The sequence below is a fragment of the Streptomyces sp. NPDC051172 genome, from assembly GCF_040682555.1.
In the GTDB taxonomy this organism is placed as follows: Bacteria; Actinomycetota; Actinomycetes; order Streptomycetales; family Streptomycetaceae; genus Streptomyces.
In genome coordinates, this window is record NZ_JBFBBE010000021.1 from 1 (window position 1) to 16,170 (window position 16,170).

At 70.2% G+C, this 16,170-nt stretch carries 13 protein-coding genes; 7 read left to right on the forward strand and 6 right to left on the reverse strand.

Features of this window, described 5'->3' with window-relative positions:
- Positions 1-141: 141 nt before the first annotated feature.
- From AB0N07_RS15290 to AB0N07_RS15310, 5 genes are read right to left on the reverse strand one after another with little or no spacing between them, the layout of a single operon-like run.
- The gene (locus AB0N07_RS15290; RefSeq protein ID WP_365835001.1) at positions 142-1,452 is read right to left on the reverse strand and encodes a DUF58 domain-containing protein; all 1,311 of its coding nucleotides are present in this window, start codon (positions 1,450-1,452) and stop codon (positions 142-144) included.
- The gene (locus AB0N07_RS15295) at positions 1,452-2,441 is read right to left on the reverse strand and encodes a MoxR family ATPase (RefSeq protein WP_365835003.1); all 990 of its coding nucleotides are present in this window, start codon (positions 2,439-2,441) and stop codon (positions 1,452-1,454) included. The genes AB0N07_RS15290 and AB0N07_RS15295 overlap by 1 nt, the downstream gene beginning before the upstream one ends.
- Positions 2,441-3,637 (reverse strand): DUF4350 domain-containing protein, encoded by a 1,197-nt coding sequence (locus AB0N07_RS15300; protein ID WP_365835005.1) that lies wholly within the window; start codon positions 3,635-3,637, stop codon positions 2,441-2,443. Before AB0N07_RS15300 ends, AB0N07_RS15295 begins: the two co-directional genes overlap by 1 nt.
- Entirely contained in the window at positions 3,634-4,419 is a 786-nt protein-coding gene (locus AB0N07_RS15305) for a DUF4129 domain-containing protein (protein ID WP_365835007.1), read from the reverse strand. The genes AB0N07_RS15300 and AB0N07_RS15305 overlap by 4 nt, the downstream gene beginning before the upstream one ends.
- 4 nt (positions 4,420-4,423) lie before the next feature.
- On the reverse strand, positions 4,424-5,770 hold the full coding sequence (locus AB0N07_RS15310; RefSeq protein WP_365835009.1) for a glycerophosphoryl diester phosphodiesterase membrane domain-containing protein: 1,347 nt from the start codon (positions 5,768-5,770) through the stop codon (positions 4,424-4,426).
- Positions 5,771-5,910: 140 nt separating this feature from the next.
- Between AB0N07_RS15310 and mtnA the strand changes: the two genes are divergently transcribed.
- From mtnA to AB0N07_RS15345, 7 genes are all read left to right on the forward strand, one after another.
- A complete protein-coding gene (mtnA, locus tag AB0N07_RS15315; RefSeq protein ID WP_365835011.1) occupies positions 5,911-7,059 on the forward strand; it encodes an S-methyl-5-thioribose-1-phosphate isomerase in 1,149 nt (382 codons plus the stop codon).
- Between the two features lie 269 nt (positions 7,060-7,328).
- The gene (gene mtrA / locus AB0N07_RS15320; RefSeq protein ID WP_187284748.1) at positions 7,329-8,018 is read left to right on the forward strand and encodes a two-component system response regulator MtrA; all 690 of its coding nucleotides are present in this window, start codon (positions 7,329-7,331) and stop codon (positions 8,016-8,018) included.
- A gap of 1 nt (position 8,019) precedes the next feature.
- Positions 8,020-10,071 carry an MtrAB system histidine kinase MtrB gene (gene mtrB, locus AB0N07_RS15325; protein ID WP_365835013.1) on the forward strand — a complete coding sequence of 684 codons (2,052 nt, stop codon included), beginning with the start codon at positions 8,020-8,022 and terminating at the stop codon, positions 10,069-10,071.
- Positions 10,061-11,887, forward strand: a complete 1,827-nt coding sequence (locus tag AB0N07_RS15330) for an LpqB family beta-propeller domain-containing protein (RefSeq protein ID WP_365835015.1) — start codon at positions 10,061-10,063, stop codon at positions 11,885-11,887. Before mtrB ends, AB0N07_RS15330 begins: the two co-directional genes overlap by 11 nt.
- A 148-nt stretch (positions 11,888-12,035) precedes the next feature.
- Positions 12,036-12,971 (forward strand): ComF family protein, encoded by a 936-nt coding sequence (locus AB0N07_RS15335; RefSeq protein WP_365835017.1) that lies wholly within the window; start codon positions 12,036-12,038, stop codon positions 12,969-12,971.
- Positions 12,972-13,251: 280 nt separating this feature from the next.
- The gene (raiA, locus tag AB0N07_RS15340) at positions 13,252-13,977 is read left to right on the forward strand and encodes a ribosome-associated translation inhibitor RaiA (RefSeq protein ID WP_365835019.1); all 726 of its coding nucleotides are present in this window, start codon (positions 13,252-13,254) and stop codon (positions 13,975-13,977) included.
- A 203-nt stretch (positions 13,978-14,180) separates the two neighbouring features.
- Complete coding sequence (locus AB0N07_RS15345) at positions 14,181-14,924, forward strand: response regulator transcription factor (protein ID WP_365835021.1); 744 nt, start codon at positions 14,181-14,183, stop codon at positions 14,922-14,924.
- A 17-nt stretch (positions 14,925-14,941) separates the two neighbouring features.
- Here AB0N07_RS15345 and AB0N07_RS15350 read toward each other — a convergent pair whose 3' ends face one another.
- Positions 14,942-16,138: a crosslink repair DNA glycosylase YcaQ family protein gene (locus AB0N07_RS15350; protein ID WP_365835023.1), complete on the reverse strand. Its 1,197-nt coding sequence runs from the start codon at positions 16,136-16,138 to the stop codon at positions 14,942-14,944.
- Positions 16,139-16,170 lie beyond the last annotated feature (32 nt).

The following is a 16,170-nucleotide window of genomic DNA, read 5'->3' on the forward strand; positions in this document are numbered from 1 at the left end:
CTGCAGGGGGGACCCTGTGGGAGAGTAGGACGCCGCCGAACAATTGTTGAGGAAACCCCCGTACCGTTTATTCGGTACGGGGGTTTTCTGCGTTTCAGGCTTTTAGGTTTCGGGCCCTTCAAAGAGGGCCCTCCCCTTCCCTTACAGACGTCCCGCCGCCTTCAGGGCCAGATAGGCATCTGCCAGTGCTGGCGCCAGTTCTTCCGGTGTCTCGTCGACGACTGTGACTCCGTGACGGCGGAGCTGCTCCGCGGTTCGGTGGCGTTCACTCTGGGCCTGGGCAGCGGCTGCGGCTTCGTAGACGGACTCGGTGTTTCCCCGGGCGTTCGCCATACGCGCGATGTATGGATCCGCTACCGATGCCATCAGAACTGTGTGGCGCTGGGTGAGTTGGGAGAGCACGGGAAGCAGGCCTTCCTCCACAGGTGCCGCATCGAGGCTTGTGAGCAGCACGATGAGTGAGCGGCGGGGAGCCGTGCGGAGTGCGGTCGCTGTCAGGCCTCGGGCATCCAGTTCGACCAGTTCGGGTTCGAGCGGGGCCATCGCGTTGACCAGGGACGGGAGGACATCGCGTGCCGTGCGGCCCTGGACGAGGGCGCGTACCCGGCGGTCGTAGGCGAGCAGGTCCACCCGGTCGCCGGCGCGTGAAGCGAGTGCTGCCAGGAGCAGGGCCGCGTCCATGGAGGCGTCGAGGCGTGGGGCGTCGCCCACGCGGCCTGCTGAGGTGCGGCCGGTGTCCAGGACGATCAGGATGTGGCGGTCGCGCTCGGGACGCCATGTGCGCACGGCGACCGCAGACTGGCGAGCTGTCGCACGCCAGTCGATGGAGCGGGTGTCGTCGCCTGGGACGTACTCGCGCAGGCTGTCGAATTCTGTGCCTTCGCCGCGGGTGAGCACACTGGTGCGGCCGTCGAGCTCGCGGAGGCGGGCGAGTTTCGAAGGCAGGTGCTTGCGGCTGGTGAAGGGGGGCAGGACGCGCACCGTCCAGGGGACCTGGTGGCTGCCTTGGCGTGAGAACAGACCGAGGGGGCCGTAGGAGCGGATCGTCACGCGGTCCGCTTGACGGTCGCCGCGGCGGCTGGGGCGTAGACGGGTGGTGACCCGGCGGCGTTCGCCTGCAGGCACGGTCAAGCGATGGCGCGAGGCCGCGATCTCCGTGCCGGACTGCCAGCTGCTGGGGGGCCAGGCGTCACGTAGACGGGCACGGAGGAGCTGCCGCGATGGATTGCTGACGGTGAGGGTCACGTCGGCGGCCTCGCCCAGGCGGACGGACGTGTCGCCGGAGCGGGTCAGGCCGAGGCGCCGTACCGGTGCTGCGAGGGCGAAGTCGCAGGCGCAGGCCAAAGCCAGGGGGCCGTTCACAGCGAGGATGCCTGTCCAGCTGGGGGCCCAGATACCGACGGGGAAGGAGCCGAGTGCCGCGAGGAGCGCGGCGCGCCCGGTGAGTGGCATCAGCGGGGGACAGGGACGTGGGCGAGGATCGCGTTGATGACGGAATCGGCCGTGACGCCTTCCATCTCCGCCTCGGGGCGGAGTTGCACGCGATGTCGGAGCGTGGGGAGGGCCAGGGCTTTGACGTCGTCGGGGATGACGTAGTCACGGCCCGTGAGCCATGCCCATGCGCGCGAGGTGGCAAGGAGGGCCGTGGCACCGCGTGGTGAGACGCCCAGGGTGAGGGAGGGCGACTCGCGGGTGGCCCGGCAGATGTCCACCACGTAGGCGGTGATTTCCGGGGAGATGGCCGTCTTGGCGACCGCGGCGCGAGCGGCTTCCAAGTCGGCCGCGCCGGCCACGGGGCGTACGCCGGCGGCGCGCAGGTCGCGCGGATTGAAGCCCTCGGCGTGTCGGGTGAGGACGTCGATCTCGTCCTGGCGGGAGGGGAGAGGGACCGTCAGTTTGAGGAGGAAACGGTCCAGTTGGGCTTCGGGGAGGGGGTATGTGCCCTCGTACTCGACCGGGTTCTGGGTTGCGGCGACCAGGAAGGGATCGGGGAGCGGGCGCGGGGTGCCGTCGACCGTGACCTGGCGTTCCTCCATGGCTTCCAGGAGGGACGACTGGGTCTTCGGCGGTGTGCGGTTGATCTCGTCGGCCAGGAGGAGGTTGGTGAAGACCGGGCCGGGCTGGAACGAGAACTCGGCGGTGCGAGTGTCATAGACCAGGGAGCCAGTGATGTCGCTCGGCATCAGGTCGGGGGTGAACTGCACACGCTTCGTGTCGAGTTCGAGTGCGGAGGCGAGGGCGCGTACGAGCAACGTTTTGGCGACCCCGGGGACTCCTTCCAGTAGTACATGTCCGCGGCAGAGGAGGGCGACGACGAGGCCGGTCACGGCAGGGTCCTGGCCGACCACGGCTTTGGCGATCTCGGCGCGCAGGGCTTCCAGGGAGGCTCGGGCTTTGCCCGGATCCCCGGTGTTCCCGGCGTTGTCAGTGGTCGGGTCCATCATGGACGGCGTACCTCTCTTTCGAGGGCGTCGAGTTGGTCGGCGAGGGCAATGAGGGCCGCGTCGTCGCCTGGCGGCGGGCCGAAGAGGAGAGTTTGCAGGGCCTGGCCGTCGCCGTGGAGATGGGCGGACAGGGCGGGGAGCAGAGCCTCGGGCGCGTGCGCCTGGGCGACGGGGACACCTACGAGGGGGGCGAGGCGGGTGCGGGTGGTGGAGCGAAGAGCGGCGGCCGCGCGGTCGCGGGCGCTCGCCTTGCGGTAGAGGCGGGCGCGGCCTTCGACGGTTTCGGAGGCGCGGATCGCCACGGGGAGTTTTTCGGGCACGAGGGGGCCCAGTCGGCGTGCCCGCCAGAAGGCGGCGAGGGCTGCCGCGACGAAGAGTTGCAGCGTGCCCCAGCGCCAGCCGGAGGGGATCAGGTCGAAGAACCCTTTTTCGTCGCCCGTGTCGGCGGCGGAGTTGTCGGAAAGTGAGGGGAGGTACCAGACCAGATGGGGGCGGGAGCCGAGGAGTTGGAGGGCGAGCGAGGCGTTGCCCTCTTTGTCGAGGCGGTCGTTGAAGAGGATGTCGGGCGCACCGAGGACGACGGTGTCGCCGTCTGCGGAGGTCTCCGGAATGCGCAGGAGGGTGGCCAGGCGCTCGCTGCGGTAGCACTCGTCGGCGCCGAGGCGTGTGGTGGTGTAGCGGATGCCGCCCGTGTCCGCGGTGCCCGCGCGGCGGGCAGCAGGCAGTTGGCAGTCGGGTGGCAGGGTCGAGTCGAGGCTGGTCGCGGGGTCCGCGGTGACGCCGGGGGCAAGCTTCTCGACCGACGAGCTGCCTGGGGCGATGAGGACGGTGCGGCCACCGGAGTGTGCGGTCGCGGCCTGCAGCCGTGTCTGTTGACGGTATGTCAGCAGGTCAGGGAGGGCGACCAGGAGGGTTGTGTCCGGGGCGGCTGCTGCGCGCGCCTCGTCCAGAGTGGTCACCACGCGTGTGGACACACCGCGGTCGGCGAGGAGCTCGGCGACGGCGCGGCTGCCGTGGGAGTCGACGGAGCGCGGGTCGAGTTCGCCGTGCCGGGTGTCGGAGCGGATCACGGCGATCACGACGGCTGCGGCCAGGAGGAGCACTACGGCGAGTGCAATGCCGCGTGCGCGGGTCCACACCTGGCGGGCAGTGGGCGAGGCCGAGGTGGACGGGAGCATGACCTCGGTCGTCATCCGGCGGCTCCCTGGCGGGAGTTGTGGGCTGTGCCGGGGCTGCTGCTTGCGAGCTGGGGCTTGGTGCGTTCGAGGTCGTGGTCGAGTTGGGCCATGCGGTGGTACGAGTGCTCGCTCGCCCTTCGGCCGCCGTATGTCACGTCGTCGAAGTCCCGGGCCGCGGCGTGCAGCCGGTCTCGGTGTTCGGGCAGTGCGCTGCCCGCTTCGGCGGCTGCCTCGTCCGCGGTGCGGCCGGGGCGGATGTCGAGGAGCGCGCGTTCCTCGAGGGAGCGGACGATGCCGCGCATGCGTTCCTGGACGGCTTGGTTCCAGTGGCCCTGGGCGGCGTGCGCCTCGGCGGCTGCGCGGTGTTCGGTGGCGCTGCGGGGGCGATCGTCGAACAGGGTGGCGGACGAGGCGGGTTCACGCCGTGGTGTGCCCAGCCGCCACCACAGCGCGCCCAGCAGCGCCAAGACGGCCACGATGACGACGACCAGGCCGAGTGTGCCGCCGGGGGTCGCGGCCGCCGCCGAGCCGAACAGCTTGTCGACCCAGTCCCAGAAGGCGTTCAGGGCGCGCTGGAACAGGCTGGGGTCGTTCTCGTGGTACATGCGCTTCGACAGCTCGCGGCGGGCTGCCTCACGTGCGGGATCCCGAGGGATCGTCACGGACGTCTCGTCGGCGGAGTGCACCAGCGACAGGACGGATGTGCTGCCGGCGCGCAGCAGCGTCCGTACGGCAGATTCTGCAGCGCGCGGCAGGACCGTCGGCACCGCTGTGAGAACTCCCCCCGTCATGCTCACCGCATCAGCCCCCCGAGCCGGCGTCGGCCCCGTAGCCCTGGACGCCGGCGGCGCGGGCCAATTCGAGATCCAGTGCTTCGCGGCGGATGCGCTGGTCGATGTAGAGGAGCACGGTGACGCCGGCGTTGATCGGAAAAGTGATCATGGAGCCGATCACCGAGCCGATCCCGCTGATGATGAGGAAGGTCCAGCCGAGGTTGTTGCCCTCACCGTTGAGGAAGCCGACGACGCCTTCGCTGCCGAGCGCTGCGGCGAGGAAAGTGAAGGGGACGACGACGATCGCCGAGATGATGTTGGCGATGATTCCGGCGAGCAACTGGATACCGAGAACACGCCACCAGGAGCCTCGGACCAGCTTCGCGGATCGGCTCATCGACTTCACGACGCCCTGCTTCTCCAGCATCAGTGCGGGCGAGGCCAGGGAGAAGCGGATCATCAGCCACAGGGCGACGACGCCGGCGGCGAGGCCGCCCAGGACGGCGAGTGCGACACCCCCGTCGGCGTTCCCGAAGACCGCGACGAGGATGCCGGGCAGCGTGCCGACGAAGACGATGGCGACGGCGATGAGCGGCAACAGCAGGATCAGGCCGAACAGCTTCACGACCTGAGGGCGGGCATCGCGCCAGGCTTCGCCCGTGGTCACGGTGCGGCCGAGGACCGCGCGGCTGGTGACGGTGGTGAGGAGGGCGGTCGCGGCGACTGTGGCGATCAGAGTGATCAGGGAGACCGCACCGGAGCTGAGCATGACCTCGCCCATGGCGCGGGTCAGTTCGCCCGCGGTGGCGCTCGGGTCGTTCAGGGCCGCGGTGCTGGTGTCGTTGAGGACCAGGCCCTGGAGCAGGATGACGAGGACCTCGGTGACCACCGCGACGGTCAGAGAGATGCCCAGTACCGTGCGCCAGTAGGTGCGCATGGTGGAGACGGCGCCGTCGAGGATCTCGCCCACGCCCAGCGGGCGGAGCGGGATGACGCCGGGCTTGGCGGCGGGTGGGGGGCCGCCCCAGCCGCCGCCCCATGCGGGGTATCCGGGAGTGCCGTAGGCCTGGTAGCCGCCGGGGCCGGGGGGAGGCTGGGTGCCCCAGCCGGCGCTGGGCGGTGGGGGTGGCGGAGTAATTCGGTCGGAGCCTGCCGGGTCGGCGGGCGCGGACCACTGGCCGGGTGGCGGCTGCTGCTTGGACCACTGCGAGCCGGGGCCCTGCGGGTCAGGCGTGTCCTGCGGGGCGGAACCGGACTGGTCCGCGGGCTCCGCGGGGCCGGGTCGGTCGGTGGCCCCGGCAGGGCCGGACGCGCCGGGCTCCTGCCCGTCGGACGGGGCAGATCCGGGCGAGGCCCAGCCCGGAGTGTCTTTCATCGTCGCTCCTTCAAGGTGCCCGTCCGCGGTCGCGGCGGCAGGTTGGCAGCCATCGTGCCATGGGGTGGTCGCCGAGGTACCGGCCGCGGTATGGGCTGCACACCTTCAATTGTCCGCGGGAAAAGGGGCAGACTGACCGCATGGCTGATCAGTACGTGCAATCCGGCGAAGACAGCAGTCCGACCGAGATACCGGCGATCCGCTGGGAGGAGCCACCAGAAGGGCCCGTACTGGTACTTCTCGACCAGACGAGATTGCCGGCCGAGGAGGTCGAGCGGGTTTGCACGGACGCGCCCGCGCTGGTGGAGGCGATCCGTTCGCTGGCTGTGCGCGGGGCGCCGCTGCTCGGCATCGCCGGAGCGTACGGTGTCGCGCTCGCCGCCGTGCGCGGCTTCGACGTGGACGAGGCCGCAACCGCGCTGGCCGGTGCCCGGCCCACTGCGGTGAACCTCGCTGTCGGTGTGCGCAGGGCCCAGACCGCCTACCGGGCCGAGTTCGCCAGGAGCGGCGACGCCGGGCAGGCTGCGGCGGCGGCGCTTGCCGCGGCCCGTCGGCTGCACAAGGAGGACGCCGAGGCCAGTGCCCGTATGGCCGAGTGCGGGCTGGCACTTCTGGACGAGCTGCTGCCCGGTGGCGGGCACCGGATCCTCACCCACTGCAACACCGGTTCGCTGGTGTCGGGCGGGGAGGGGACCGCCTTCGCGGTGGCGCTCGCGGCGCATCGCGCGGGGAGGTTGCGACGGCTGTGGGTGGACGAGACGCGTCCGTTGCTGCAAGGCGCTCGCCTGACCGCTTATGAGGCGGCCCGTAGCGGCATGGCGTACACCTTGCTCACGGACAACGCCGCGGGCTCGCTCTTCGCGGCCGGCGAGGTGGACGCGGTGCTGATCGGGGCGGACCGCATTGCGGCCGACGGTTCGGTGGCGAACAAGGTCGGGAGCTATCCGCTCGCGGTGCTCGCGCGGTACCACCATGTGCCGTTCATCGTGGTGGCACCGCTGACGACGGTGGATCCGGACACCCCCGACGGGGCCTCCATCGAGGTGGAGCAGCGGCCCGGCCATGAGGTGACCGAGGTCACCGCGCCTCAGGTGCCGGTGGCAGGAGCGGAAGCAGGAGGTGGCGTTCCGGTGGCGCCCCTGGGGACCCAGGCGTACAACCCGGCGTTCGATGTGACGCCGCCCGAGCTGGTGACCGCGATCGTCACGGAAGAGGGTGCGGTCTCGCCCGTGACGGCTGAGGCCCTTGCGGAGCTCTGTGCCAGGTCGCGCGAGGTGTCGATCAGCTGAGGGTGAGCTCGGCTCGAGCGATGCTTGCCGGTAGAGGTTCGAGGCCGGCAAAGGGTGCTCGCCCTCGTGCGGCACTGAGCGATCGGTGCAGTGCCGCCAGGAGTCACTGGGCTGACCGTATGGTCAGGCTCCGCCTACCCTGGGTAGCTGACATCCGTGTCTGACATCGACGTCGCGGGACAGGGGCAGACAGTGACGGCCGAGTACGACTATCGTCACGGGCCAGTGACCCTGCTCACCTGCGCCTTCACCACTGTTATGAGAATGGGATGATGTCGTTTATGAAGGGACGAGTCCTTGTCGTCGACGACGACACGGCACTGGCCGAGATGCTCGGCATCGTGCTGCGTGGTGAAGGTTTTGAGCCGTCTTTCGTAGCCGACGGCGACAAGGCGCTGGCCGCATTCCGTGAGAGCAAACCCGACCTGGTGCTGCTCGACCTGATGCTGCCCGGGCGTGACGGCATCGAGGTGTGCCGCCTGATCAGGGCGGAGTCGGGCGTGCCGATCGTGATGCTCACGGCCAAGAGCGACACCGTCGACGTGGTGGTCGGACTGGAGTCGGGTGCCGATGACTACATCGTGAAGCCGTTCAAGCCGAAGGAGCTGGTCGCCCGGATCCGGGCGCGGCTGCGGAGGTCGGAGGAGCCGGCGCCGGAACAGCTGGCCATAGGTGACCTCGTCATCGACGTGGCCGGTCACTCTGTGAAGCGGGACGGGCAGTCGATCGCGCTGACGCCGCTGGAGTTCGATCTGCTGGTGGCGCTGGCGCGCAAGCCGTGGCAGGTGTTCACGCGTGAGGTGCTGCTCGAGCAGGTGTGGGGATACCGGCACGCTGCGGACACGCGGCTTGTGAATGTTCACGTGCAGCGGCTGCGCTCCAAGGTCGAGAAGGACCCGGAGCGGCCGGAGATCGTGGTGACCGTCAGGGGCGTCGGTTACAAGGCAGGGCCCAGCTGACATGTCCGGTGACAGTGCCGCTTCGGCGCCGGGGCCGGACAGGGCCAGCGCGGGGCGGCCTGTCGGCCGGGAGACGACAGCATCGCGTTGGGGCCGACTGCTGGAGGGCGGTCTGCTGCAGGGCGGAGTCCAGGGCAGCCCGGTGCTGCGCTTGTTCATGCGCTGGGTCCGCCGGCCGTTGCTGCCCGTCATGCGGCTGTGGCGGCGGAACATCCAGCTCAAGGTCGTCGTCACCACACTGCTGATGTCCTTGGGCGTGGTGCTGTTGCTCGGATTCGTCGTCATCGGGCAGGTGCGCAACGGGCTGCTGGACGCCAAGGTGAAGGCCTCGCAGAGCCAGGCCACCGGTGGGTTCGCGGTGGCCAAGCAGAAGGCCGACGAGGCAGCGGCCGGGACCAGCGACGACGGCACGGCGGCGGACCAACGGCAGTCGCAGAACCTCACCTCGTGGATGAGCGACCTCGTGGAGTCCCTGTCCAGTGGTGGTCAGGGCGCCTTCGACGTGGTGACCCTGCCAGCGGGGGACGACAACAGCGGCGGCGGGCGCGGACCCCGTGCCTCGGGGTTCGTCGATCCGACGGCCAGTGTGCCCGAGGACCTGCGCGCGCGGATCAACGACGACACTGCGGCCGCCCAGAGTTACACCCGCATCCTGTACAGCAACAACAAGGAGTCGCAGCCGGCACTGGTCATCGGCAAGCAGGTCAACGACCCCAACGGTGAGCCGTACCAGCTCTACTACCTCTTCCCGCTCACCCAGGAGGAGAAGTCACTGAGCCTGGTCAAGGGCACGCTGGCGACCGCGGGACTCTTCGTCGTCGTACTGCTCGGGGCCATCGCCTGGCTGGTGGTACGGCAGGTCGTCACCCCCGTGCGCATGGCCGCGGGGATCGCCGAGCGGCTGTCGGCCGGGCGGCTGCAGGAGCGTATGAAGGTCACCGGCGAGGACGACATCGCCCGCCTCGGTGAGGCCTTCAACAAGATGGCGCAGAACCTGCAGTTGAAGATCCAGCAGCTGGAGGACCTGTCGCGGATGCAGCGGCGGTTCGTGTCGGACGTGTCGCACGAGCTGCGGACACCGCTGACGACCGTACGGATGGCGGCGGACGTCATCCACGAGGCGCGGGAGGACTTCGATCCGGTGACCGCGCGGTCGGCGGAGCTGCTGGCCGACCAGCTGGACCGGTTCGAGTCGCTGCTCGCCGATCTGCTGGAGATCAGCCGGTTCGATGCGGGCGCGGCGGCGCTGGAGGCGGAGCCGATAGACCTCAGGGAGGTCGTACGGCGCGTCGTCAGCGGGGCCGAGCCGCTCGCCGAGCGCAAGGGCACGCACATACGTGTGCTGGGCGACCAGCAGCCCGTCGTCGCCGAGGCGGACGCGCGACGCGTGGAGCGGGTGCTGCGCAACCTCGTGGTCAACGCCGTGGAGCACGGCGAGGGCAAGGACGTCCTCGTCAAGCTCGCCGCGGCCGGCGGGGCGGTTGCCGTAGCGGTGCGCGACTACGGCGTCGGACTCAAGCCCGGTGAGGCCACGCGCGTGTTCAGCCGCTTCTGGCGGGCCGATCCGGCACGCGCGCGTACGACCGGTGGTACGGGCCTGGGGCTGTCCATCGCCCTGGAGGACGCTCGGCTGCACGGCGGCTGGCTGCAGGCCTGGGGGGAGCCCGGCGGAGGCTCGCAGTTCCGGCTGACGCTGCCGCGGACCGCGGACGAGCCGCTGCGGGGCTCGCCGATACCCCTGGAGCCCAAGGACTCGCGGCGCAACCGAGGACTCAACGACGCCGGGCTGCCGCGCGGCGACAAAGCCGCCACCGTGCCCGCGCAGCCGGTCGCGGACCAGATGCCGCCCATGGCCCCCAGAGTGGGCGGTGCGGCCCCCACAGCCGACCCGACGGCACTGCCCGGGAACGGCGCGCGCGTGGTGCCCCGTCCGACTTCCGGAGCCAGACGACAGAACGAGACGCCCGGCGAGGACGGGGCCGAGACCTCGAGCCGCCCGGACACCGGGCCGGAGGAGTCGAAGAAGCAAGGGGAGGCATTTCGTGGGCGCTGACCGCGAGGGGGGCGCCGGGCGCAGACCGTTGCGCGCGGCGACGTACGCAGCCTGTGGCGCCGTACTGCTGGCGGGATGCGCCTCGATGCCCGACAGCGGCGACCTGAGCGGCGTCGACTCCACACCGCGACAGGACACCCAGGTGCGGGTCTTCGCCATGCCGCCCCAGGAGGACGCCCAGCCCTCGGACATCGTCTCCGGTTTTCTCGAGGCGCTGACCAGCGACGATCCGAACTACTCGACGGCCCGGCAATACCTGACCAAGACGGCGTCACAGACATGGAAACCGGGGCAGTCCAGCACGGTCCTCGCCAACGGGCCCGGCATCGACCCCAACCGCCTGGGCGGCCGGGAGGGCGACGACCTGTCGTTCACGCTGACCGGCACCAGGGTCGCGAACGTGGACGAGCAGCAGGCGTACTCGCCCGCCGACGGGCCCTACGACGCGCCGGTGCATCTCACGCGCGACAAGAAGACCAAGCAGTGGCGCATCGACAGGCTGCCGCAGGGCATTGTCATGGGTAAGTCGGACTTCCAGCGCAACTACATGTCCGTCAACAAGTACTACTTCGCCTCGAACGCCGCGGCCGGGAGCACGACGCAGCCGGCGGCCGTCGCCGATCCCGTGTACATCCGCCGGCGCGTCGACCCCATGACGCAGATGGTCCGCTCGCTGCTCAACGGGCCCACGAACTGGCTCGATCACGTGGTGCGGACGAGTTTCCCGACGGGTACGGCGCTGAAGGACGGCGTCACCGCGCTGACGCCCGACGACCAGAACACGCTGACCGTGCCGCTGAACGAGAGAGCCCGCCGGGTCGGCCAGGGACAGTGCAACGAGATGGCCGCCCAGCTCCTGTTCACCGCGCAGAACCTCACCCCCGCGGTGGACCAGGTCGAGCTGCAGTCCGGCAACTCGCGGCTGTGCTCGCTCCGCGAGGCCGACGCCGCCACCGTGCGCGGCTCGGTGCAGCAGCCCGGCTACCTGTATTTCATCGATGGCAAGAACCGGCTCGTACGGATGGGGACCGGCAACAACCCCACCCCCAAGGCCGAACCGGTGGCCGGGGCTCTCGGCGCGGGCGAGAAGGAACTGCGCTCGGTCGCCGTGTCGCACGACGAGTACAAGGCGGCCGCCGTCTCCGGCGACGGCAAGGAGCTGTACGTCGCCTCGCTGGTGTCCGGCGATTCACTGGGGACCCCTGTACTGACCAGCCACGCCAAGTCGGACAAGGACCGGCTGACGGCACCCAGCTGGGATGTCTACGGCGACCTCTGGGTGGCCGACCGCGATCCCGGCAACCCCCGGTTGCTCCTGCTGGAACAGGGCAGGGGCGAACCGCTCGCGGTGAAGATCCCGGAGCTGAACGGCCGTATCAAGGACGTCCGGGTGGCAGCCGACGGAGTGCGCATAGCGCTCGTGGTGGCGAAGGGCAGCACGAAGTCCCTGCTCATCGGGCGGATCGAGCGGCGGCAGGAAGCCGCGGAGGGGCGGCCCACCGTCTCGGTGCTCGGACTGCACACCGCCACACCGGAGTTGCAGGACGTCACGGCCATGTCCTGGGCCGGGGACAGCCGGCTCGTGGTGGTCGGGCGTGAACAGGGCGGACTGCAGACCATGCGCTACGCGCAGGTCGACGGGTCCACACCCGAGGGGCCGGCACCGGCGGCCCTGTCCGGGATCAAGGAGATCACCGCGGCCGAGTCCGACCGGCTGCCGTTGGTGGCCGGCTCGGAGGACGGGATCGTACGACTGCCGTCCGGCGGCCAGTGGCAGAAGGTCACGGACGGGGTGGCGCCGGTCTATCCGGGGTGACGCTGTCGGGCGGGGGAGCCGGTGAGGTTGTCCGGGGGTGGCCGTTTCGAGCCGTGTCGAAGCGGCGGTTTGCACCGGGGACGACTTGTCCACAGGGAGTTGTCCACAGGGCTGGCCGGGGAGCTCGGGCGTTGGCAGAGTGATGGGCATGCGGGGGTGGTGGCAGGACCTCACCGACCTGGTGCTGCCGGCCGAGTGCGGAGGCTGCGGGAGGCCTCGCACGGTGCTCTGCCCGGAGTGCCGTGCCGTCCTGAGCGGGACCGCACCGAGCCGGGTGCGACCGGTGCCGGAGCCTTTCGGGCTGCCCGTGGTGCACGCGGCCGCCCGGTATGCCGACGAGGTGCGGGCCATGCTGCTGGCCCACAAGGAACGGGGCGCGCTGGCCCTCGCAGCACCGCTCGGCACGGCACTGGCAGGCGCCGTGCAGGCGGCGCTCAGGGAGGCGGCAGGCTCTGCGGCTGGGGGCGGTGGAGTGCCCGTACTGCTCGTTCCCGTTCCGTCCGCGCGTGCGGCGGTGCGGGCGCGGGGCCACGACCCGGCACGGCGGATCGCGCTCGCAGCGGCGGGCGAGCTGCGGCGGACCGGAACGGCGGCCCGGGTCCTCGCCGTGCTGCGGCAGCGGCGCACCGTGGCCGACCAGGCGGGGCTCAACTCCCGGCAGCGGCTGGACAATCTCGCGGGCGCCCTGGCGGTGGCTCCCGGCGGAGACCGACTGCTGCGCGGCGGTTGGGTCGTGCTCGTCGACGATCTGATGACCACCGGCGCCTCCCTGGCCGAAGCGGCGCGTGCCGTGCGGGCGGCGACGGGGCCGGAGGAAAGGGCGGGCGCCTGCGGGAGGAGAGAACAACAGGCGGTCGCGCAACGGCAGTTCCCGGGGCTGGTTTCGTACGGCGAAGCAACTACGGCTGTGTACACGGCAGCCGCTCGGGAAGGCGCAGGAGAACGGATCGCCGACTCGGCGGACGGGGCGCCCGGTCGTATGCACTCAGTGCCAGGAATGGCGGGTGCGGGCGGCGCAGGTGACGTCATCTGCGCAGCCGTGGTCGCAGCGCCCCCAGATTCTTTCGAAATAAACCGGAACTGACTGCCAGCTTGCATCGTTGCAGGTAATGAGAGGGTCAATTCACCTGAACGGAGGTACGCCGCGGTAGAGGGTGACGACATCCGTCCGGGCGAGATATGTTCGGTTGTGAGAGAAAGGCGCAGGCCATCGCTCTCGTACCCGAATGCCGTGCTGCGGGTTTTTCACAATCACCCGTCGCGGTGGAGTGGAGATCTTGCCCGCGGGGGAGGAGGTGGAAGTCACCGAGTCCGTAGGTTCCGGAGCTCGCCGGAACCTGGTGCAAAAGGGAGATGCTCCGCCAGTGGAGCGGAGTGATCCGGGAACGGAGTTCTGCGTGGACATCGTCGTCAAGGGCCGCAAGACCGAGGTGCCCGAGCGGTTCCGCAAGCACGTGGCCGAGAAGCTGAAGCTGGAGAAGATCCAGAAGCTCGACGGCAAGGTGATCAGCCTCGACGTCGAGGTGTCCAAGGAGCCCAACCCCCGACAGGCCGACCGTTGTGACCGAGTGGAGATCACGCTCCGCTCCCGCGGTCCGGTGATCCGGGCGGAGGCAGCGGCCAGTGACCCCTACGCGGCGCTGGACCTGGCAGCGGAGAAGCTGGATGCCCGGCTGCGCAAGCAGCACGACAAGCGGTTCTCTCGCCGCGGCGCGCGCAGGATCTCGGCCGCCGAGGTCCCCGACCACGTTCCGGGCGCGGCGACGCTCAACGGGAACGGCCACCCCGTCCACGAGGAAGACCAGGACGGAGTGCCCACCAAGAAGATCGGCTCACTGGAGGTCAAGGGCGAAGGCCCCCTCGTCGTCCGCGAGAAGACCCACGTCGCCTCCCCCATGACCCTCGACCAGGCCCTCTACGAGATGGAACTGGTCGGACACGACTTCTACCTGTTCGTCGACTCCGAGACGAAGGAACCCAGTGTCGTCTACCGGCGGCACGCCTACGACTACGGCGTCATCCACCTCAGCACCGACCCGATGGTTGCCCAGGCGCAGTCTCCCGCGCCCGGCGGGACCCTGGGCGGCTGACCCGCGCGGCTGACGGCTGAGCCGGTGCCCCTGGAGCGCCTGTGCGCCCCCAGGGGCACCGGTGTGACCCCTTCATGAACCGCTCTGTCACCGCGTTGTCGCCCGGGCATGGAATCATGGCGGCAATGGCCCAACCGGTGGGTCACTGCCTTGGGTTGGCGATGGCACAGCACCACAGGCCACAGCCTTCAGGGGGAGGAACGATGGCGGACAGCTTCGGACCGATGCACGAGGAGGACGCCGACGGCGTCGTCGGCATGGGCCCGGACGCGGGCTCTCCACGCAAGGAGCCGATCAGGGTCCTTGTCGTGGACGACCACGCCCTCTTCCGCCGGGGCCTGGAGATCGTGCTCGCGGCCGAGGAGGACATCCAGGTCGTCGGGGAGGCCGGGGACGGTGCGGAGGCCGTCGACAAGGCGGCCGACCTGCTGCCGGACATCGTCCTGATGGACGTACGGATGCCGAAGCGGGGCGGGATCGAGGCCTGCACCTCCATCAAGGAGGTCGCTCCCAGCGCCAAGATCATCATGCTGACGATCAGCGACGAGGAAGCCGACCTCTACGACGCGATCAAGGCGGGCGCGACCGGTTATCTCCTCAAGGAGATCTCCACGGACGAGGTGGCCACCGCCATTCGCGCGGTGGCCGACGGACAGTCCCAGATCAGCCCGTCCATGGCGTCGAAGCTGCTCACCGAGTTCAAGTCGATGATCCAGCGCACCGACGAGCGTCGGCTCGTGCCTGCACCGCGGCTGACGGACCGCGAGCTGGAGGTCCTCAAACTCGTCGCCACCGGGATGAACAACCGGGACATCGCCAAGGAACTGTTCATCTCCGAGAACACCGTGAAGAACCACGTCCGCAACATCCTGGAGAAGCTGCAGCTGCACTCCAGGATGGAAGCGGTGGTGTACGCGATGCGGGAGAAGATCCTCGAGATCCGCTGACGGGCCGGTGGCCGCGGTCAGCGCATGGCCGCGACGAGTGCCCGGGTCACCTCCTTGGTGAGCGGCTCGTGCAGCTCCGGGGCGTCCACGCGCTCCACGCGTACGCTCGTGCAGTTCACCCAGCTGGCCGCCTCGACCAGCGCCTCCGCCACGGCCGGGACCACCTTGGGGCCGTCCAGGGTGACCTGCTTGGCGACCAGCGTGGCGCCGTCACGGGCGGGGTCCACCCGGCCGACGAGGCGGCCGCCGGCGAGGACCGGCATCGCGAAGTAGCCGTACACCCGCTTCGGCTTTGGCACGTAGGCCTCCAGGCGGTGGGTGAAGCCGAAGATCCGCTCCGTGCGGGCTCTCTCCCAGATCAGGGAGTCGAAGGGGGACAGGAGCGTGGTGCGGTGGCGGCCGCGTGGCGGCGTGTCCAGGGCGGCCGGGTCGGCCCAGGCAGGTTTGGACCAGCCCTCGACCGTGACCGGGACCAGGCCCGAGTCGGCGATCACCGAGTCGACCTGCTCGCCCTTGAGACGGTGGTAGTCGGCGATGTCCGCGCGCGTGCCGACGCCCAGGGACTGACCCGCCAGACGGACCAGACGGCGCAGGCACTCCGTGTCATCCAGTTCGTCGTGCAGCAGCGCGTCCGGGATCGCGCGCTCGGCGAGGTCGTACACCCGCTTCCAGCCGCGGCGCTCCACGCACACCACCTCCCCGTACATCAGCGCACGCTCCACGGCGACCTTGGCGCCCGACCAGTCCCACCACTCACTGGTGCGCTTCGCACCGCCCAACTCCGTCGCCGTGAGGGGGCCTTCGGCGCGGAGCTGCTTGATGACCTGGTCGTAGGTGCCGTCCGGGAGGGCGTGGCTCCAGTGCGGGCGGCTTCGGTAGGCGCGGCGGCGGAAGGCGAAGTGGGGCCACTCCTCGACGGGGAGTATGCACGCGGCGTGCGACCAGTACTCGAAGGCGTGCGGTGCGGCGGACGGCGCCTTCCAGTACGCGTCCTCGACCTTTCCGCGGCCCACCGCACCGAGGCGGGCGTACGGGATGAGCTCGTGGGAACGCGCCAGCACCGAGATCGTGTCCAGCTGGACCGCGCCGAGATGGCGCAGGACGCCGCGGACGCCGGCTCTGCGGTCGGGTGTGCCGAGAAGGCCCTGGGCGCGGAGGGCGATGCGGCGGGCTTCGTCTGCCGAGAGATCGGTGGCGGGGCGCGGGGACGTCATGGTCGGCACGATAGACGGCGGCACTGACAACG

Excerpts from the sequence above, each read along its gene's own strand:
- AB0N07_RS15290 (WP_365835001.1), bottom strand. The coding sequence starts at position 1,452 with ATGCCACTCACCGGGCGCGCCGCGCTCCTCGCGGCACTCGGCTCCTTC.
- AB0N07_RS15295 (WP_365835003.1), bottom strand. The coding sequence starts at position 2,441 with ATGGACCCGACCACTGACAACGCCGGGAACACCGGGGATCCGGGCAAA.
- AB0N07_RS15300 (WP_365835005.1), bottom strand. The coding sequence starts at position 3,637 with ATGACGACCGAGGTCATGCTCCCGTCCACCTCGGCCTCGCCCACTGCC.
- AB0N07_RS15310 (WP_365835009.1), bottom strand. The coding sequence starts at position 5,770 with ATGAAAGACACTCCGGGCTGGGCCTCGCCCGGATCTGCCCCGTCCGAC.
- mtnA (WP_365835011.1), top strand. The coding sequence starts at position 5,911 with ATGGCTGATCAGTACGTGCAATCCGGCGAAGACAGCAGTCCGACCGAG.
- mtrA (WP_187284748.1), top strand. The coding sequence starts at position 7,329 with ATGATGTCGTTTATGAAGGGACGAGTCCTTGTCGTCGACGACGACACG.
- mtrB (WP_365835013.1), top strand. The coding sequence starts at position 8,020 with ATGTCCGGTGACAGTGCCGCTTCGGCGCCGGGGCCGGACAGGGCCAGC.
- AB0N07_RS15335 (WP_365835017.1), top strand. The coding sequence starts at position 12,036 with ATGCGGGGGTGGTGGCAGGACCTCACCGACCTGGTGCTGCCGGCCGAG.
- AB0N07_RS15345 (WP_365835021.1), top strand. The coding sequence starts at position 14,181 with ATGGCGGACAGCTTCGGACCGATGCACGAGGAGGACGCCGACGGCGTC.
- AB0N07_RS15350 (WP_365835023.1), bottom strand. The coding sequence starts at position 16,138 with ATGACGTCCCCGCGCCCCGCCACCGATCTCTCGGCAGACGAAGCCCGC.